Origin of the sequence: Hyphomicrobium sp. DMF-1, assembly GCF_027886585.1 — a bacterium.
GTDB lineage: Bacteria > Pseudomonadota > Alphaproteobacteria > Rhizobiales > Hyphomicrobiaceae > Hyphomicrobium_C > Hyphomicrobium_C zavarzinii.
The window spans coordinates 3897051-3916490 of sequence record NZ_CP115706.1 but is presented as its reverse complement, the minus strand read 5'-3'; the positions used below and the strand labels follow the sequence as shown (position 1 = coordinate 3916490).

Sequence of the window (19440 nt, the reverse complement as noted above, 5' to 3'; positions counted from 1 at the left end):
TCCGCCCCGGAATAGCGGGGCTCGCATCTCGAGAGTCCCAAGGCAGGGAGAGGGGCCCGGCGGCCTTTCGGACCGCCGGGTCGTCTGAGCCGGATCTGCCATCGGGCGCAGCGCCAGCTCTGACCTAAAGTGCATCCTGAGAAGTGGGAACCGCTTCTCAGGAATGAGCACGTAAGCGCAGGGCCCTACGCGGCCTTGCGCGCTGCCAGGACCTTCTGCACCGTCGCGCCCATCTCGGAAGGAGTAGGAGCGATCGCGACGCCGCAATTCGCCAGGATGTCGACCTTCTCCGAAGCCGACTCGCCGAACGCCGAGACGATGGCGCCCGCGTGGCCCATGCGGCGGCCCTTCGGGGCCGAAAGGCCCGCGATGTAGGCCACAACCGGCTTCTTGAAGTGGTCGCGGATGTACTCACCGGCCTCGGCTTCCTGCGGACCGCCGATCTCGCCGATCATCATCACGGCGTCGGTCTCGGGGTCCTCGGCGAAGTGCTCGAGAACGTCCTTGAACGACGAGCCGTTGATCGGGTCGCCGCCGATGCCGACCGAGGTCGAGACGCCGATGCCGAGCGCCTTGAGCTGGGAAGCGGCCTCGTAGCCGAGCGTGCCCGAGCGGCCGACGATGCCGACGCGGCCGGGCATGTAGATGTGCCCGGGCATGATGCCGAGCATGGCCTTGCCCGGCGAGATGGTGCCGGCGCAGTTCGGACCCGTGAGAACCATGCGGTTCTCTTTCTTATAGCGGCGCATGTAGCGCTTCACGCGGATCATGTCCTGCGTGGGGATGCCGTCCGTGATGCAGACGCAGTACTTGATGCCCGCGTCGGCCGCTTCCATGATCGCATCCGCCGCGAAGGGCGGCGGCACGAACACGATGGAGGCTTCCGCCTTGGTCTCGTCCACGGCGCCCTTCATGGTGTTGAACACCGGACGGCCGAGATGAGTGCTGCCGCCCTTGCCGGGCGTCACGCCGCCGACCACGTTCGTGCCGTAGTCGATCATCTCCTGCGCGTGGAAAGTACCGATGCGCCCCGTAAAGCCTTGCACGAGGATCGGCGTATTTTCGTTGATGAAGATGGCCATTCTCGTTCCTCCCTACGCGGCATTCTTGGCTGCGGACACAGCCTTGTTCGCGGCGTCTGCCAGCGTCTCCGCGCTGATCATGGTGAGGCCGCTCTGATCGATGATCTTGCGGCCCTCCTCGACGTTGGTGCCAGCGAGGCGCACGACGATCGGAATCTTGATGTCGAGCTCCTTGATGGCGTCGACGACGCCCTTGGCCACCCAGTCGCAGCGGTTGATGCCGGCGAACACGTTGACGAGGATCGCCTTCACGTTCTTGTCGCGCAGCACCGCCTTGAACGACTTCGTCACGCGCTCGGGGCTTGCGCCGCCGCCGATGTCGAGGAAGTTCGCGGGCTCGCCACCGGCCAGCTTGATCATGTCGAGCGTGGCCATGGCGAGGCCGGCGCCGTTCACGATGCAGCCGATGTCGCCATCGAGGCCGACGTAGGAAAGACCGCGGTCGTTGGCGTAGGTCTCGCGCGGATCCTCCTGGCTCTTGTCGCGCAGCTCCGCGATCTGCGGACGGCGGAAGAGCGCGTTCTCGTCGAAGCTCATCTTCGCGTCGAGCGCGACGACCTGCTTCTGCTTGGTGATGACGAGCGGGTTGATCTCGAGCATCGAGGCGTCGAGGTCGCGGAAGGCGCGGTAGCAGCCGAGGATGACACGCTCGAGCTTGCTGATGATCTCCGGCTCTGCGCCGAGACCGAATGCGACTTCACGAGCCTGAAAGCCCTGCATGCCGACCGCGGGATCGACCTGCACCTTGATGATGGTGTCGGGCTGGCTGTGGGAGATTTCCTCGATGTCCATGCCGCCAGCCGCCGACGAGACGACGACGATGCGCTCGGCGGCACGGTCCATCACGAAGGAGAGATAGATCTCCTTGTCGATGTCGGTCGCTTCCTCGATGTAGAGGCGCGAGACGAGCTTGCCCGAGGGCCCGGTCTGCACCGTAACGAGCTTCTTGCCGAGCAGGCCTTCGGCCGCGCTCTCGATCTCGCTATCGGACTTGCAGACCTTGATGCCGCCGGCCTTGCCGCGCGCACCCGAGTGGATCTGGGCCTTGACGACCCACCGCGATCCACCGATCTCGTTGGCGCGGTAGACGGCCTGTTCCGGGCTGTAGGCGAGGCCACCGCGCGGAACGGGCACGTTGAACTTCGAAAGAAGCTCCTTTGCCTGGTACTCGTGAATGTCCATTTCGGACCTCCTTGGGTGTTTCCTGCAGGCTGCCTGTTCTTATTTTGCGCGGGCTGCTTCCGCGGCCTTGATTGCGGCGGCCGTGGCGATGAGGTTCTTCGCCATCTTCTCTGAGGCGGCGTCGATCATCTTGCCGTCGAGCGAAGCAGCGCCCTTGCCCTGAGCCTCGGCTTCCTTGAGGGCGACGAGGATGCGCTCGGCGCGCTCCACTTCCTTCGCGGTGGGCGAGTAGATCTCGTTGGCGAGCTCGATCTGCGAGGGATGGATGGCCCACTTGCCTTCCATGCCGAGAGCGGCGCCGCGGCGCGCAGCGGCCTTATAGCCTTCCGGATCGTCGATGCCGCCGAACGGGCCGTCGATGGGACGCAGGCCGAACGCGCGGCAGGCGACCGTCATGCGCGACAGCGGGAAGTGCCACTGGTCGCCCGGATAGTCGGGGTTCAGGCCGCCGATGACGACGGTACGGGCCTTGTTGAAGGCCGAGTAGTCGGCAACGCCGAAGTGCATGGACTCGAGGCGGCTGTTGGCCGACGCGATCGCCTCGACGTTGGCCATGCCGAGCGGAGTCTCGATGAGGGCTTCGGTGCCGATCTGGTTCTTGAGGCCCTTGGCAACCTCGATCTGGCTGACGATGCACTCGACCGTGTAGACGTCGGCCGGGACGCCGACCTTCGGGATGAGGATGGTGTCGAGCTTCGAGCCGGCCTGCTCCACGATGTCGACGACGTCGCGATACATGTAGTGCGTGTCGAGGCCGTTGATGCGGACGGAGACGCTCTTGCCAGCGCCCTTCCAGTCGAGATCGTTGAGGGCCTGGATGATGTTCTTGCGGGCCTGCTCCTTCTCGGGCGGAGCGACGGCGTCTTCGCAATCGAGGAACACGTAGTCAGCGGCGCTCTTGATTGCGCGATCGATCATCGTCGGGTTCGAGCCCGGAACGGCGAGATACGAACGCTGCAAGCGCTGCTTACGCGTGGGGTAGAGAGTGAAGCTCATGGGGGCGTTTCCTCTGAGTAAGACGTTTATTCTGGATACGAAAGCGGAACGGTCCGAAACGGCCCGAGACCGGGGGACACGTCGATGCGTGGTGGAGATTGAGGAAAGGCGGCGCGCGAGATGCGCGCCGCCTTGAAGATCAAGCAGCCTTGGAGAGAGCGGGCTTGGTCGCCGTCTTGCTGAAGTACTCAGCCGCAGCACCGGTGCCCGAGCCGAACTTGATCGGCACGCCGCAATCCTTGAGCGTCATTTCGACGTTGAACAGGGCGCTGCCGATCATGCCCTCGTCGAGGGCGCCGAGGTGACCGATGCGGAACACGCGGCCGTTGAGCTTGTTGAGGCCGGTTCCGAGCGACGTGTTGTAACGGTAGTAAGCCGTCTTCAGCACGTTGTTGGCATCGATGCCCTCAGGCACGACGATCGCGGACACCGTGTCCGAGTGCCACTTCGGCTCCTTGGCGCAGAGCTTGAGGCCCCAGGCGTCGACCGCAGCGCGCACGCCCGAGGCGAGACGCGTGTGGCGGGCAACGATGTTATCGATGCCTTCGGCGAAGATCAGGTTTAGCGAAGCGCGCAGGCCGCGGATGAGCTGCGTGGCCGGCGTGTAGGGGAAGAAGCCAAGATCGTTGGTCTTGATCATGTCTTCCCAGGAGAAGAAGCAGCGGTTCATGCGGCCGTTGAGGCTCTTGTTGGCGTCGAGAGCCTTCTGGCTGACGGCGAGGATGCCGAGGCCCGTCGGAAGCATGAAGCCCTTCTGCGAGCCGGAGACGCAAGCGTCAACGCCCCACTCGCCCATGCGCATGTCGAGCGAGCCGACCGACGAGACGCCGTCGACGAAGAGGAGCGCGGGGTGCTTGGCGGCATCGAGCGCCTTGCGCACGCCGGCGATGTCGGAGGACACGCCCGTCGCGGTCTCGTTGTGCGTCGCGAACACGGCCTTGATCTCGTGCGCGGTGTCCTTGGCGAGGATGTCGGCATACTTCTCGAGCGGAACGCCCGTGCCCCACTCCTCGTCACAAAGAACGACCTTGAGGCCGAGGCGCTCTGCCATGTCGACCCAGAGCAGCGAGAACTGGCCGAAGCGGCTCATCAGAACCTTGTCGCCGACGGCGAGGGTGTTGGTGATGGCCGACTCCCAGGCGCCCGTACCGGACGAGGGGAAGATGAAAACGCGGCCGTCCTTCATCTTGAAGACCTTCTTCAGGTCCTCGAAGATCGGCAGCGTGAACTTCGGGAATTCGGGGCTGCGCATGTCCTCCATGGGGATGTTCATCGCCATGCGGACGGCATCGGGAACATTGGTCGGGCCAGGAATGAAGAGGTGCGGCGTCACCATGGTCATAGTCGTCTCCTCCAGAGTCGAGCTTCGAGTTTTTTGCCCCAATCTTAGCTTCTTGGTTGCGAAGCGTCAGCCCATAGCGGCCGGGCGTCGCGCAAAAAGGTCAAACTAGCGCGGCTCGCGCAAAAAAGGTCCGTGTCCTTCATTGCGAGAGCGTTGAGTTCACTGTGCGTCGTGATTGGTCTCCGGATGAGCTACCGGTTGGATGCGCTGAGCGCCTTGAAGGCAACTCGTAAGCATCCTCTTAACGGTGCACAACACCCGGAGGGGCGACGTCAGAAAATCTCTTGGGTAGGCTTATGAGCGGTGTTGCCTGCGGTGGGAATTGCCCACTTGGGTAGTTTTAGGCCTACCCACCCTGCGGCTTAAGTGCTTCGAGCAGAAACCCAAACCGGTTATCCGACAAGACGCGGGAAGTATCAACGGTCATCGCGCACGGATTGCCGTGCCATGAACAGCGCGACCGCCATCGCGCGATTGTTGACGTTGAGCTTATCGTACAGGTTTTTCAGGTGGTACTTCACCGTATTGCGCGAGATGCCGATACGGGCCGCGATCTGAAGATTGGACCAGCCGTCCGCCAGCGCTGCGAGCAGCTCGCGCTCGCGAACCGTGAGCACGTCGAGCGGATCCTTGCTCGCTGCATCGATGTCTACGTACGGAAACGAAACACGCCCGTGCGAAACGGTCGAGATCGCCTCGAGCAGAACCTCGGGCTCGTCGCTCTTCGACATGAAGCCCCACGCGCCCGCCTTGATGGTGCGGCGCAGCACTTCGGTGCCCGGCTCGCCCGTGTAGACGATGGAGCGGACTGAGAGGTCGCGTTTCTTGATCTCGGACAGCAGATCGCCTCCGATCATGTCGGGAAGCTGCCAGCCGATGATGGCGATGTCGACGGCCTGGCTTTCCATGAGGTTGAGCAGGGCCGCCCCTGTTGCGACGGCGGCCACCACCGTGAAACGTCCGTCTCGCGAGATGATATCGACGAGCCCCGTGCGAACGACGGGGTTCTTGTCGGCGATGGCGATGTTGCGGCGGCTCTCTGTCGGCATGATGGTTACTTTATCCGCCCAAGCTGCGCCGGAGCCAGCGCGAACCGCCGGTATGGCGAATGGGCCGCGCGTCAGCTGTACGCAGGATTAAGCATGAGTCGTCGGCCCGCGGGCGATCCCCGGTCAATCTCAGGCGCCTGGCTCGCGAAAAGATGTGGTGGCCCGCACCAGCTCGTGGATGATGCCGGGCTCGGTCATGGCGTGTCCCGCGTCGGCTACGATACGCAACTCGGCAGAGGGCAGCGCTTTTTTGAGGTCCCAGGCATTACGGACAGGCGTCACCACGTCGTAGCGCCCGTGCACCAGAACGGCTGGAATGCCGTCTGCCTTGTGAGCCTGCTTCAGAAGAGCGCCGTCCTCTGAGAGAAAGCCGCGGTTGAAGAAGTAGTGGCACTCGATGCGGGCGAACGCGAGGGCATAGGCCGGATTGGCGAACGAGCGCACCCGGATCGGATCCTCGATGAGCGAAAGCGTCGTCCCCTCCCACACGCTCCAGGCTTCGGCGGCGGGAATGTGGACGCGCGGATCGGGATCGGTGAGGCGCCTGTAATAGGCCGCGATCATGTCGCCGCGCTCCTCCGGCGGAATGATGCGCTCGAAAGCGTCCCACGCCTCGGGAAACAGGTGGCTGCAGCCGTTCTGATAAAACCAGTCGAGTTCGCTCTTGCGCAACAGGAAGATGCCGCGCAGCACCATCGAGGTCACGCGCGCGGGATGCGTTTCGGCATAGGCCAGCGCCAGCGTCGAGCCCCACGAGCCGCCGAACAGTTGCCAGCGCTCGATATCGAGGTGGTGCCGCAGACGCTCCATGTCCGCGACCAGATGCCAGGTCGTGTTGTTCTCGATCGAGGCGTTGGGCCGGGATTTGCCGCAGCCGCGCTGATCCAGCAGGATGATGCGGTAGTGTCTCGGGTCGTGGAAGCGGCGCATGGCGGGATTGCACCCTCCGCCAGGCCCTCCGTGCACGATCAGCACCGGCGCGCCGCGCGGGTTTCCGCACTCCGCGTAATAGAGCGTGTGCCCGTCGCCCGTTTCGAGAAACCCGTCGTTGAACAGGTCGCGCGGCGGATAGAGTGTAAGACGCTCTCGGGACGACATCGGCTTTCCAATTCACTTGCGGTGCCCTGAGCGCGCAAGGCCCCGCAGGGCGGCTAGGTGCGCTGGGCCTTCTTGCGCCGCTGGTGGCGCATCTCGCGATCGTAGAGGATTTCGCCGCCCGGTACTCTGATATCGCGCACGAGCTCGAGCAGAGTTTTCTGAGGGCCGGGCGTTGCGAGCGCGACCGCGATGGTCGCCACAGCGCCCGCCGGAAGCCCGATGGCCGCCGCGAGGGCGCTGTCCGTTCCGGTGAGCCCCGCTTCACCCGCGATGATGGCAAGCACAGTGACGCCGAACCCCGTCGCCATGCCTGCGACCGCGCCGAAGGCATTGAGGCGCTTCCACCAGATGGAAAGCACGAGCACGGGGAAGGTCGATGCGCCGGTGAGTGCTACGGCCCAGAGCACGAGCTTCAGCGGATCTGTGGGGGCTGCAAGCGCGATCAGTCCCGCGACCGCCGCCGCCGTTCCGAGCGCGAGCCGCGAGACGATGAGGCGTGGGCCCGTCCGTGCCGGCGACCAGCTCAGCCCGTAGACGATGTCCTCGGCCAGGATATTTCCGAGCGCGAGCGCCACCGCCCCCGCGGTCGCCAGCGCTGCCGCCACCACGCCTCCTGCCGCCAGATAGACGAGCGCTGCCGGCATCTCGGCTGCGATGGGCAGACTGAGGAGTACGTCGTCGCGGCTCACGTTGAAGCTCGAGAGCGTGGGGCGGCCATCGCCGGCCACGCTCAGGATGCCGCGCTCCCGCAAAGCGTCGAACCACTCCGGAAAGCGCACCTGCCCCACCGCCGTCACGAGATCGGTGAGGTAGTCGCGCATGAAGATGGCCACCGAGGCGATCGTCAGCATTGCGATGCCGAACAGGAAGGTCGCCCATCCGAGCGACTTGCGGGCTTCATACACGCCGGGAGTGCCCGCGACGCGCGGCAACAGCCACGGCGCGCTCGCGATCCCCGAGAGCAGCGTCAGGATGATGATGACGAAAGCCAGCGGTCCCACGCTGCCGAACGCGTCCGAGTAGCGCTTGGCAATCGGCGCGAGCCCCTCGCCCGGCATGTCGAAGGCAAGCGCGGGGGGCAGAATGATGGGCAGGCCTTGGGCAGCTTCCGCGCGTCCCATCATGCGCAGCACCGGTCCGCTCGAAAGCTGCGGCAGCGGCAGGTTGGTCACGATCACACCGACGATGGCGATCGGCACCAGGAGGGCGATCAACGCCGCGATGCTCTGGGCCGACGACGACCACGCGAACGACCGCATTCCGCCCGCCGCGAGCGTCAGCACGATGACGGCGACGAGCAGCATCACCGCGAGCCCAGACGGCATCGGATAGAACCAGACGGCCGCATGGGCGCCGATCCTGAGTTCCGCCGCCATGACGAGCAGCATCGGCACGGCGAGAATGCCGCCCGCCACCAGCCGGAGCGCCCGGCTTTCGAACCGCTTTCCGAGGTAGCTCGGCACCGTGAATGCGCCGAATTTGCGGAAGAACGGCGCGAGCAGCACGGCCATCACCACGAAGCCGGCTAACCCGCCGATGACGATGCAGAGCGCATCGAACCCAATGAGGAAGAATGCGCCTGTCAGCGCCACGAGCCCCGTCGCGCCGAGCGCCGTCTGCGCGAGCACAAGGCCGGTATAGAACGCGGGCACGCGACGGCCCGCCGCGAAATAGTCGATCGGCTCGCTGCTGTAGGCGGCCAGTCCGATGATGGCGTAGAACGCGATCGGCCCGAGGAACATGGCAAGCCGCAGCGTGCTGTCGGAAACGCCGAGGCCCTCGAGGATGAGAACGAGCAGCGTGAGCGCGACGAACGCGCTCATGAAGATGCCGAAATAGGTGCCGAGCCGCGGATTTACGTATCCGGTCCGATGCGAGAACGGCATGGCCTCAGCGCTCCATGCGAGCGATGTCCCGTGCCCGCGAGGGCGCCGGTCGGGCGAGGCGCACGCTACGCATCCTCATGCGCGCCGTGCCAGTGGTCGATGGCGTCCTGCCGGTTCACGAAGCTCGCGACCGTGACGACGGCGATCAGCACGAGCCCGTGCAGGCTGAGGAAGTAGCCGAGCGGGAACCCCATGAACTTGGACGAGTTCAGCCGGTCCGCATAGAGCGGCAGCACCAGCATCACCGCGAGAAATGGCAAGAGGCTCGCGAGCATCTGCCACTTCGTGTGCCGCCAGTAGGGTTTTCTCTCGCGCCGTTCGATCATGACGGTGTTCAGTCTCCCCGTTCCTGTCCCGCCATCAGGTGCGGGGCAGATGTGGTTCCAATGAGGCAGAGGCCTGAAGACGCTATTGGATCAGCCGGCCTCAGACCAACTGGCTGTTTGCTCTCGGTCAACTGCTCACCTAGCATCCGGCCATCGGCTCAGAGCGAGTCGGGATTTTAGGTGTCTAGAGGAATTCTACGATGTCGATACTGTCCGAATTCAAGGAATTTGCAATGCGGGGGAATGTTATTGACCTCGCTGTCGGCGTGATCATCGGTGCCGCGTTCTCCCCCATCGTCACCACGCTGGTCGAGAATATCATCATGCCGCCGATCGGCTATATCCTGGCAGGCATAGATTTCAGCGCCCTCGCGATCACCCTCCCGACCCCCACGGGCGACGGCGTGCTGATCAAGTACGGCCTCTTCCTCAACGCCGTTCTCAAGTTCCTGATCACGGCGGCGGCAATCTTCCTGCTCATCCGCGCCATCAACAAGTTCAAGAAGCCCGCCGCGGCCGAGGCCCCGCCCCCGCCGCCGTCGGAGATCTACCTGCGCGAAATCCGCGACGCGCTGGTGAAGAAATAGCGAAGCGAAGGCGTAGCCGGCCGGACTGTCCGGCCGGTTACCCGATGACGTCTCAGGCGAGGGGAGGCGAGGCGCGCCGCAGCGGAGCTTCCGAGCCGAGCACCGCACTACGGAAAGCCATGTAGCTCTGGTCGATACGCGCCGCGTCGGCGTCGAAGCCGGCCACATGCGCGATCGTCGCCTCTGCAACGCGATCCAGCGCCTCCGCGATCTCGGCGGGCCAGGGTGCGAAGCGAACCCCGAACGAGCTTTCGAGAACCCGCTGGGCCAGCCGGTCGTGCACGCGCGCTTCCGCCAGCGAGGCTTGGTATTCCTCGCCCGCCGCCGCCGCGAAGATGGCGCGATCGGCCTCGGATAGGCCGTTCCAGACGGAAAGGCGGATGCTGAGAGAAAGCGCCGTGCCATGCCCGTTGAGACCGTGCCCCGTCGCATACCGGGCGGACCGGGCGACGCCGCTTGCAAGGCTGGTGACGGGCCCTCCAACCTCGGCCGCGTCCAGCGATCCCTCCTGAAGGGAAGCAGCCACCCGCTCCGGCACAAGATCATGGCCTTCGGCACCGAGGGCGCGTGCAACGTCGGCGCCGAGACCCATCGCGGCTACCCGCCGGCCCGAAAGGTCGGCGAGGCCGATGATCGGATCGCGCGACCAGAGCGCAGGGGTACCGCCCGAATGCCCGGCCAGCAGAGGCTTCCAGCCATGCTGCGCGGCAAGGTCGTCCCAGAGCATCTGTCCGCCGCCCACCGTCATCCAGTGCGCAAGATCCCCGGCGCAGAGCCCTGCCGCGCCGGGGAGACCGGCGAAATAGGCGAAGGCAGGGTGAAGGCGTGAGAAATCGTGGGCCGTGCCGTGCACGAGATCGGCCTCCTCCTGGAGGCCGCCCGGTCCGGCAGCAATCTCGATCCGGAACCGCCCGGCCGTCATGGCCTCGATACGGGCAGCAAGACGGCGGGCGCTGTCTGCGGGCCCCTGAGGCGTGTCCGCCCAAGGCATCGACAACCTGAGGAGGCTCGCGCCACCGGTCAGCCTCTCGGCAGGCGGGGAGGCCGCTTGTTCGGCGTGGGCAACGGCCGGAGATGCGGCTGCAACTGCGGCGCCACCGCTGGTGATGAGGAACTCACGACGATCCATCGGCCAGTCTCCAGTCTGCTGTCCAGGCTGCGATTGGGCTGCATCAAAGCCTAACCCAGGCCCGAAAACAACGGCCCGGAGCCACGGAACAGGCCCCCCTTACCGTGTCTTCCGACGATAGATGCCAATTAACCACGTCTTATCCAATGGATACTACCGTATCGAACACGATTGAAAGGTTTGGCGTTCCTTCGACATGCTCCCTGGTGGCGTTGGTAAGAGCAAGACGAACACACTGCTGCAGGAGTACTCGGCGCTGATCGGCGACGCGGTGCTCCGCCAGCGGACTCGTATTGCCGAACGTCAGGCTCGCCTGGAGGCGGAGCTCGCCAACCGCGTCAAATCCGAATTCATCTCCAACATGAGCCATGAGCTGCGCACGCCGCTCAACACGGTTCTGGGCTTTTCGAAGCTTTTGCGACAGCACGGCGAGCGCAAGCTCTCCGACGCCGACATCGTTCAATACGCGGGCTTGATCCAGGATTCCGCCGAGCGGCTTCTCACTGTGATCAACGACATTCTCGACATCTCGAAGCTCCGCAGCGGCACCTACGCGCTCGATGCGTTCGAGGTCGACGTGGGCGCGGTGTTGCGCGACTGCATGGAGGAGGCGGCACCGGCTGCCGCGGAAGCCGGCGTCGAGCTTTCGACGCGCGCGGCCTTCTCGATCCCTCCGATCCGTGGCGACGACGACAAGCTCGCCCAGATCTTCAAGAACCTCATTTCCAACGCCGTGAAGTTCACCCCGCGCGGCGGCACGGTCACCGCCGAGGCTTTGGCGCAAGGCAACGGCGGCGTCATGATTTCCGTCCGCGACACCGGCATCGGCATGACACCCGATGAGATCCGCATCGCGCTCGAGCCGTTCGGCCAGGTCGATGGCGCACGCACCCGCTGGCGTGAGGGCGCCGGACTGGGCCTCACCATTGCCAAGTCCCTAGTTGAGCTGCACGGCGGCGAGCTGGTGATCACCAGCGTCAAGGATAAGGGAACCGACGTAACCGTCACGTTTCCGCCGGCCCATCAGGTTTCGCCCCTCGGCGGACGTGATGCCGTGTTCGGCAACGGCGCCGTCGTTTAATCATCGAGTAGAGCAAGATTATGCAATCCGCGGCCACACCAAAGGAACCCCAGTACCACGTGCTGCCGCGTTCGATCGGCCGCATCGCCTCGGTCACGGGCTCGAAGGCTATTCTGCTGCTCGACGTCACGCACGAGAACGATCCCAAGAGCCGTGCTGATCGCCCGGAGATGGGGACGCTTCTCGCCATCGACGCCGGTGCGACGACCGTGCTCGCGACCGTGTCGGCCTTGAGCGTTCCCGTTCCCGCCCATGGCACCGAGCAGGAGATCCGCATCGCCGAGCTCGGCCTCGTGGGCGAGCTGAAGAAGGCGCCGGACGGCCGCCCCGTCGGCTTCAATCGCGGCACCACCACCTATCCGACGCTCGGAGACCGGGTTCGCTTTGCCACCAAATACGAGCTTCAGCTCACCTATGCCGGCAACGACAAGGAATGCGTGCGCATCGGCTCGATCCGCCAGGACAGCGCCATTCCGGCGATGATCCGCGTGGACGATCTCCTGGGCAAGCATTTCGCCGTCCTCGGCACCACCGGCACAGGCAAGTCCTGCTCGACGGCGCTGATCCTGCGCGCCATCCTCGAGCGCAATCCGAACGCCCATATCGTTCTGCTCGATCCCCACAACGAGTACGCCACCGCATTCGGCAATCGCGCCGAGGTCATTTCGCCCCGCACGCTCCAGCTCCCGCTCTGGCTTCTCAATTTCGAGGAGGCGGTCGAGGTTCTCGTCGGCGACACCGAGCGCAAGGGCGAGATCGAGATCCTTCAGGATCTGATCCCGCTCGCGAAGGCCCGCTACAGCGCCGGCCGCAACAGCGATCCGCAGAAGCTGCGCAAGCCCGGGCTCGACGGCAGCAAGTTCACCGTCGATACGCCGGTTCCCTACCGCATCTCCGATCTCACTAATCTGATCGACGAGCGCATGGGCAAGCTTGAGAACCGCAGGGATCTCGCGCCCTATCGCCAGCTCAAGACCCGCATCGAGACCTTCGTTCAGGACGGCCGCTACGCCTTCATGTTCGGCTCAGTCACCGTCTACGACGGCATGGCGCAGGTGCTCTCCCGCGTCTTTCGCGTGCCCGTGAACGGCAAGCCGATCACCATTCTGGAGCTGACCGGACTGCCGCCGGAGGTCGTCAACGTCGTCGTGTCCGTGCTTTGCCGCATGGCGTTCGACTTCGCGCTGTGGGGTGAAGGCAAGGTGCCGGTCACGGTGGTCTGCGAGGAAGCTCACCGCTACGTCCCTCTCAATTCCCAGATGGGGTTCGAGCCCTGCAAGCGGGCCATCGCCAAGATTGCGAAGGAAGGCCGCAAGTATGGCGCCTCGCTCTGCATCGTGACGCAGCGTCCCGCCGAGATCGACCCCACCATCCTTTCCCAGTGCAACACCGTGTTCGCGCTCCGCATGTCGAACGAGCGTGACCAGGCGATCGTGCAGTCCGCAGTCGCCGATACGGGCACCGGCATGATCGAGTTCCTTCCCGCGCTCGGCGCACGCGAGGCCATCGCCTTCGGCGACGGCGTGCCGATCCCCGTGCGCATCAAGTTCGACGAGTTGCCCGCCAATGCGCTTCCGCGCTCCACGACGGCGCGCTTCTCGGAGAAATGGCAGGAGTCGCTCGGCGACGAGGCGTTCCTCGAAGCGGTCGTCGAGCGCTGGCGCGCAGCCGGCGTGTGCGGACAGCTCGACGCTGCGAGCCAGGCCCAGCTCTTCGCCGAATCCGTCAGCCTTCCGGCATCCGTTGGATTGCCGCGCCGCGCCGAGCCCGCGCTCACGGAGCGGTTCGGTCTTGAAAGAGCCCAGCCTGAACCCGCCCCCGAGCGAACCCACGTCGATCGGCAGGGCCACGAGTTCGATACGCGCCGCGCTCCGGCGCCGGAGCCTCAGGGGCACCCGGTCGCGAGCGCGCCGCGCGAGCCCATGGCCGCCCCGCGTGTGGAGCTGCGCCGGCCGCTTTCGCCGTCGGACGTTCCGCGCACCGCGCCGGCATCGTCCGGCTTCTTGTCGCGCAACGAGCCGCCGTCTCCGTCTCAGGCAGATGCCGCCTCCGCACCGAGCAACCCTCGGCTCGCGCTCAGGGAACGCCTGTTGAAGCCCACCATTCCCCGCTGATCAGCGGCCTGGAAAACCCTCACGCGTCTGTCTTGCGGGTGTCGGCCGGGCCGTCTCTCCAATCGTTCAGCACGTCGAGAATCGGCGTCAGCCCTTCCGTATCCACGAGGCGATAGACCTCCACGTCGCGCCGCGCGCTTTCGCCCCATCCGGCGATGGTGAGCGCCCGTTCCGCCTTGGAAAAGAGGCCGTGATTGCGGAGAGGCGCTGCATCGCGCACGGCCGCATCACGGGCCTCCGCATCGGGCCCGCTCGTCTTGCCGTGCTTGTCCAGCCAAGCCTTGCGAACGGCGGTGAGGTCCGTATCGCTGCCTTCGGCCTCCTCGTCCTTGAGTTTCTGCAGCTCGCTCTTCTTGAGCGGGCCCCATCCCGGCTTCGGCCATTCCACGAGATCGAGATCGTCGAGCACGCCCGCGAGCTGGTTCATCGCCAGCGCCTTTGCGCCTTCCGTCTCGGTGTCGCAACTGTAGAGGTTCGGGATGACGAGATACGAGTGCGTCTTGTGATAGATGAAATGGCGGCGCACCCATTCGATGTCCGCGTCTGGCGCGCGCGCAATGGCGGTCGCGATCGCGGATTGGATTTCGCGCCGCTTGTCGCCCGCCATCTCCGGCCGCCGCGCCGGAGGATTGAGAATGGCGAGCACCAGAAGACCGAAGTCGATGCCGATCGAGGCGAGCAGCGCGATAAGGTCGCGCCCCGTGATCGGATCGCCCGCCTCCGTCGTCGTCGCAGGCTCCGAGCCGAGCGTGACCACGTAATGCACGAGGCTGTACGAATACGCGCCGATGTTCTTCCAGAGGTTCTTCACCGCGTTCGCGACACCCGCGGGCCCTTCGCTGAACGCGGCATCGCGCAGCTTTACATCCGCGGGCTGACCCGCCTGGTCGGCGGCCTGCGTGAGGCGTTGGGCGAGCGTCGGATCGTAGCATGAGAAGCCGGGCTGTCCCGGCGCGACGGACACCGTTTCCGCGAGTGCCCGCATCTCGGCGGCCGTCGATTTTCCGAGCTCGTTCGAGCGCGCCGCGATGTTGCGGGCCGAGCCTCGGATTTGCGAGGCCATGGTCTCGAAATTGCGCTGCCGCTCTTCGACGCTGGCGCCAGCAAGCGATTGCGCGCTCTGGCGGAGCTGCTCCACCTCGGCCTGCACCGGCTCGAGCCAGCTCCGCACCATTCCGTCGCGCAGCGTGGCCACGGAATCGCGCACCCCGCGCCGCGCATTGTAGAGCGGCCCCCGTCCTGCGCCCGAAGCCGTGCCGCAGCTTCCTCCGCTCGTCTCCTCGCGTGCCATCTGGCTTTCCGACCACGAGACGACGTTGTCGAGCTGCGAGCGGACGGCGTCGAGGCGCGCGGCCACCACCGCGCTCGCGTCGCGCGCATCCTCCTGCAGCCCCGAGAGTCCGGTGCGCGTCGCCTCCTGCCCGGAGATCAGGCTCCACCAGAAGCCGTAGCCGAAGCCGATCGACCAGATGGCGAGGAAGACGTAGAGCACGAACATGATGACGCGGTCGCTGAAGTCGCGACCCGCCCCGAAGGTTTCACGCAGTGCGAGCCACATGAGGAAGGTGAGCGACACCACCACGCCGATGACGAGAATGTCGTTCGGGATCGACATGGATCCCGGCTCGGGGCCGGTGGGCGTGGCCGACACGCCGACGATGAAATCCCGCATGCCGTGCCAGGTCGCATAGCCTGACAGGAACAGCAGCATCAGAGAGGCGACGCCGATCAGCGTGTTGCGCCCGAAGATGTAGTCGAGACGCCGCCGCCAGCTTCCGGTCGGCTTCGATGCGGCTTCGGCCATGACGCAACACCCCCTGGGTACGAGTACCTTGCTCCCAACGGGCGGACTTTAGGGGAAAGCGGCCGGGATGTCGCGGCGCAAGCTTGGAGGCACCGCCGGCAGGAAGCGGGGCGTAGCATCGGCGCAACGGCCGCGTGCAGATCGGCTATCGCTTTTGCTCGCCAGGCCGGATTTCGACGACGCGCGCGCCTTCTCCGATGGGGCCGCGCTTGGAGGCGTCCTGCGCACGCGCCTCGGCGTCGTCCGGGGCGGCGGGTGACGCCTCGCTCGGCCGGGACGCGGCCGGAGCCGGCTGCGGAGCGCCGCCGCCGGCCGTTGCGGCGTTGAGCTGCTCGAGCTTCCGGAAGCGCTTCCACGTCATCGGGATGGCCGCCAGGTAGAGCAGTGTCGCGATCGTCAGCGTGGCATACGGATAGGTCACGAGACAGGCCACCAGCGTCATGGCGAGGATGAAGATGGGCAGCACCCAGTCGCGCACGATCCGCTCGCCGAGCAGCTTTCCGGAGTAGGTGGGGATGATGGAGACCATCATCACGCCGATCAGGATCGTGTAGGCGAGCACGAGGTTGAGCAGCACCGGTGAGGAGCGGAGATCGAGGCCGAGGTGCCCGAGATAGATCGGCAGCAGCACCAGGATGGCGGCGGCCGGCGTAGGCACGCCCATGAAGAAGTCCGATTGCCATTTCGGCCGCTCGTCGTCGATCAGCGTGTTGAAGCGCGCGAGCCGCAACGCGGATGCGAGCGCGAACAGCATCACCGCGATCCAGCCGAGGCTCTTGTGATCGCCGAGACCCCACGTGAAGATCATGATGGCGGGCGCCACGCCGAAGTTGACGAAGTCGGCGAGGCTGTCGAGCTCCGCGCCGAACCGCGAGGACGCCTTGAGCAGGCGCGCGATGCGCCCGTCGAGCCCGTCGAGCAGCGCAGCGAACACGATAGCCGCGAGCGCGAAGTCGTAGCGTCCTTCGATGGACATGCGGATCGAAGTGAGGCCGGCGCATAGCCCCAGCAGAGTGAAGAAGTTCGGCACCATCATGCGCACCGGGATGCGCGCGTGGCTGAACATGCGCCGCCTGCGCCTGCGCCGCGTTTCCTTCTCGAGCTGCGGTACGATCGGATCCATGTCAGCCCTCCTCGCTCCGGTCAGTGAGCGCTTCGGACCCAGCGGGCCCGAAGCAAGCCTCACGTCCAACGAACTTAGTGACGGCGTGCTTCGCGTTCCGGCTCGGTCGAGCGCAGGTCCGAAAGCACGGTCTCGCCGCCGATGGCCCGCTGTCCCACGGCAACCGCCGGGAACGCACCAACCGGCAGATAGGTATCGACGCGCGACCCGAACCGGATGAGCCCGAACCGCTCGCCGACGCCGATGTTGTCGCCCTCGGCCGCCAGCGTCACGATGCGGCGCGCGACGAGGCCCGCGATCTGCACGACAGCGACCTTGGTTCCCGTCGGCGTCTCGATCACGATCGTGCGCCGCTCGTTCTCCTCGGACGCCTTGTCGAGGGCGGCGTTGAGGAATGCGCCCGGAATGTAGAGCGAGCGGATGATGCGGCCCGCCAGCGGCGCGCGCTGGATGTGAACGTCGAATACGGACAGGAAGATCGAGATGCGCACGCGCTCCTCGTCGCCGAGGCCCAGCTCGGCGGGCGGCCGCACCTTCTCGATCAGCGAGACCTTGCCGTCGGCCGGCGCGATGATCAGCCCCTCGCGCAGCGGCGTCACGCGATCTGGATCGCGGAAGAAGTAGATCACCCAGCCCGTGATCAGCGCTGCGATCCATCCGAGCGCAGGCCAGATGTAGAACAGCAGCAGCGTTGCGACGAGGCCGATGACAATGAACTTGTGACCGTCGCGGTGCACAGGCGCCAGGCTGTCGGTGATAGTGTCGAGCAATGAATGCCGATCGGACATTCGTCCTCCTGATCCCTCATCCAGCGCGCACGAGCCGCGCGGGAGAAAATTACCACAAAGCGGCGGGCCGGGGACCGGTCCGCCGCAGAATATCGAAAAAACGAGCCGTTAGAATGGAATGGCGACGAAGCGCGTATCCCCCTTCACGTCCTCGACCAGAAGCAGCACGCTCTTGCCGCCCGACTTCTTGACCTTCTCGATGGCCGCCTCGAGATCGGCCGGCGTCGTCACCGGCTCCTGCTGAGCCTCCGTGATAACGTCGCCGGCTCTGATGTTCTTGGTCGCAGCCTGGCTCGAGGGGTCGATGTCGGTAACGATCACGCCCTTGACCTTGGCGTCGAAGCCGAGGCGGCTGCGCACGTCGTCCGTGAGCGGGCTCAGCGTGAGCCCCAGGACCGACGTCGAAGGCTGCTCGGGTTTCTCTTCCTTTTTGTCGGTCGAGGCAGGCTGCGGGTTGTCCTCCTCGTCGTTGAGCGTGCCGACGGAGACCGAAAGCGTCTTTTTCTGTCCTTGCCGCAGAACCTCGACATCGACCGTCTTTCCGATCGGTGCCTGCGCGACGAGCTTCGGCAGGCCGCGCATCGTGGTCACGTCCTTGCCGTCGAACTTGAGGATCACGTCACCGGCTTCGACGCCGGCCTTGGCGGCGGGCGAGTCGGGCGTCACGCCCGCAACCAGCGCGCCCGTGTTCTCCGGCACGCCGAGGCTCTCGCCGATGTCCTCGCTGATCGACTGGATCTTGACGCCGAGCCACCCGCGCTTGACCTGCCCGAACTCCTTGAGCTGCGAGATGACGGCGGTGACCGTATCGGCGGGAACGGCAAAGCCGATGCCGATGGAGCCGCCAGTCGGAGAGATGATGGCGGTGTTCACGCCCACCACCTCGCCGTCCATGTTGAAGAGCGGTCCGCCCGAGTTGCCCTTGTTGATCGCCGCGTCCGTCTGCAGGAAGTCGTCGTAGGGGCCCGCGTTGATGTCGCGCTGCTTGGCGGAAATGATGCCGACCGTGAGCGAGCCGCCGAGGCCGAAGGGATTGCCGATCGCCATCACCCAGTCGCCGACGCGGAGATTGGCCGAGGAGCCGAATGGCACGGAGACCAGCGGCTTCTTGGGCGTGACCTTGAGCAGGGCGAGGTCGGTCTTGGTGTCCCGGCCGAGCACCTTGTCGACCTTGAGCTTCGAGCCGTCGTGGAAGTTGACGATGATCTCGTCGGCGCCTTCGATGACGTGGTTGTTGGTGACGACGAGACCTTCCGTTCCGTCGATCACGAAACCGGAGCCGAGCGAGGAGACCTTGCGTTCCGACGGCGGCGTCCGCCCGCCCTTCTTGTTGAAGAAGTCCTCGAAGAAGTCTTCGAACGGCGACCCCTTCGGCACCTTCGGCAGCGGGACGCCTTCCGGGCCCTTCGCGATCTGGCTGGTGGAGATGTTGACGACGGCGTCGATCAGCTTTTCGGCGATCGGCGCGACCGATTGCGGCCCCCTTTGCTCTGCCGCCGCCGGGGCCGCCGCAGCGAGGCTGCCGGCCTGGAGCGCGGCGAGCGCAAAGGCGAGGGCCGGGAGCCGGCCGAATACGCGTCGCCCAAGAGTGGTCGTCATCGGGAACTCCTTCTCAGACCATGATCGGGGCAGACCTTTTAGGTTCTGGCGTGCGATCCATGGCCGAAACCCATGATCAAGCCGGCCGGAATTGTGTTCGTTCATATCCTCGCCCGGCGCGTCAAGTCGCTTAGGCTCCGGGCTTTTCTTGTTCTGCTCGAAGCTAGAGCGCATGAAGCGGGCAGGACGAGGTCCAGCCCGCTCCAAAGTGTGAGATCGCCGTGAGCCTGTCAACGCGGCTGAGAGGCGGATGG

At 65.5% G+C, this 19440-nt stretch carries 16 protein-coding genes; 3 read left to right on the top strand and 13 right to left on the bottom strand.

The genetic code is table 11. The annotated features are described in order from the left end of the window. Positions 1–185 precede the first annotated feature (185 nt). The 8 genes from sucD to PE058_RS17845 all read right to left on the bottom strand — a co-directional run bounded on the left by sucD (position 186) and on the right by PE058_RS17845 (position 8961). The gene (sucD, locus tag PE058_RS17880; RefSeq protein WP_020085134.1) at positions 186–1082 is read right to left on the bottom strand and encodes a succinate--CoA ligase subunit alpha; all 897 of its coding nucleotides are present in this window, start codon (positions 1080–1082) and stop codon (positions 186–188) included. A gap of 12 nt (positions 1083–1094) precedes the next feature. Then, positions 1095–2264 (bottom strand): malate--CoA ligase subunit beta, encoded by a 1170-nt coding sequence (locus PE058_RS17875; RefSeq protein ID WP_020085135.1) that lies wholly within the window; start codon positions 2262–2264, stop codon positions 1095–1097. A 39-nt stretch (positions 2265–2303) separates the two neighbouring features. Further along, positions 2304–3260, bottom strand: coding sequence for an HpcH/HpaI aldolase/citrate lyase family protein (locus tag PE058_RS17870; RefSeq protein WP_020085136.1), 957 nt, complete (start codon positions 3258–3260; stop codon positions 2304–2306). A 139-nt stretch (positions 3261–3399) separates the two neighbouring features. Next, entirely contained in the window at positions 3400–4602 is a 1203-nt protein-coding gene (locus PE058_RS17865; RefSeq protein ID WP_020085137.1) for an aminotransferase class V-fold PLP-dependent enzyme, read from the bottom strand. Positions 4603–5018: 416 nt separating this feature from the next. After that, positions 5019–5651, bottom strand: coding sequence for a response regulator transcription factor (locus tag PE058_RS17860; RefSeq protein WP_020085138.1), 633 nt, complete (start codon positions 5649–5651; stop codon positions 5019–5021). A 129-nt stretch (positions 5652–5780) separates the two neighbouring features. Then, positions 5781–6749 (bottom strand): prolyl aminopeptidase, encoded by a 969-nt coding sequence (pip, locus tag PE058_RS17855; protein WP_020085139.1) that lies wholly within the window; start codon positions 6747–6749, stop codon positions 5781–5783. A gap of 53 nt (positions 6750–6802) precedes the next feature. Next, positions 6803–8635, bottom strand: coding sequence for a solute symporter family protein (locus PE058_RS17850; RefSeq protein WP_020085140.1), 1833 nt, complete (start codon positions 8633–8635; stop codon positions 6803–6805). A gap of 65 nt (positions 8636–8700) precedes the next feature. Further along, a complete protein-coding gene (locus PE058_RS17845) occupies positions 8701–8961 on the bottom strand; it encodes a DUF4212 domain-containing protein (RefSeq protein ID WP_020085141.1) in 261 nt (86 codons plus the stop codon). 200 nt (positions 8962–9161) lie between these two features. Between PE058_RS17845 and mscL the strand changes: the two genes are divergently transcribed. After that, on the top strand, positions 9162–9548 hold the full coding sequence (gene mscL / locus PE058_RS17840) for a large-conductance mechanosensitive channel protein MscL (RefSeq protein WP_020085142.1): 387 nt from the start codon (positions 9162–9164) through the stop codon (positions 9546–9548). 52 nt (positions 9549–9600) lie between these two features. Here the strand turns inward: mscL and PE058_RS17835 are convergent, their stop codons facing one another. Next, complete coding sequence (locus PE058_RS17835) at positions 9601–10677, bottom strand: hypothetical protein (protein ID WP_271028995.1); 1077 nt, start codon at positions 10675–10677, stop codon at positions 9601–9603. A 196-nt stretch (positions 10678–10873) separates the two neighbouring features. Between PE058_RS17835 and PE058_RS17830 the strand changes: the two genes are divergently transcribed. Next, entirely contained in the window at positions 10874–11758 is an 885-nt protein-coding gene (locus PE058_RS17830; protein ID WP_020085144.1) for a sensor histidine kinase, read from the top strand. Positions 11759–11778: 20 nt separating this feature from the next. Beyond that, positions 11779–13872, top strand: a complete 2094-nt coding sequence (locus tag PE058_RS17825) for an ATP-binding protein (RefSeq protein ID WP_271028994.1) — start codon at positions 11779–11781, stop codon at positions 13870–13872. A gap of 19 nt (positions 13873–13891) precedes the next feature. Here the strand turns inward: PE058_RS17825 and PE058_RS17820 are convergent, their stop codons facing one another. From PE058_RS17820 to PE058_RS17805, 4 genes are all read right to left on the bottom strand, one after another. After that, positions 13892–15676 (bottom strand): hypothetical protein, encoded by a 1785-nt coding sequence (locus PE058_RS17820; RefSeq protein WP_271028993.1) that lies wholly within the window; start codon positions 15674–15676, stop codon positions 13892–13894. 145 nt (positions 15677–15821) lie between these two features. Then, positions 15822–16799, bottom strand: a complete 978-nt coding sequence (gene pssA, locus PE058_RS17815; RefSeq protein WP_271028992.1) for a CDP-diacylglycerol--serine O-phosphatidyltransferase — start codon at positions 16797–16799, stop codon at positions 15822–15824. Between the two features lie 74 nt (positions 16800–16873). Further along, a complete protein-coding gene (locus PE058_RS17810; protein ID WP_020085148.1) occupies positions 16874–17587 on the bottom strand; it encodes a phosphatidylserine decarboxylase in 714 nt (237 codons plus the stop codon). Between the two features lie 108 nt (positions 17588–17695). Beyond that, positions 17696–19186, bottom strand: a complete 1491-nt coding sequence (locus PE058_RS17805; protein WP_020085149.1) for a Do family serine endopeptidase — start codon at positions 19184–19186, stop codon at positions 17696–17698. Positions 19187–19440: the final 254 nt, after the last annotated feature.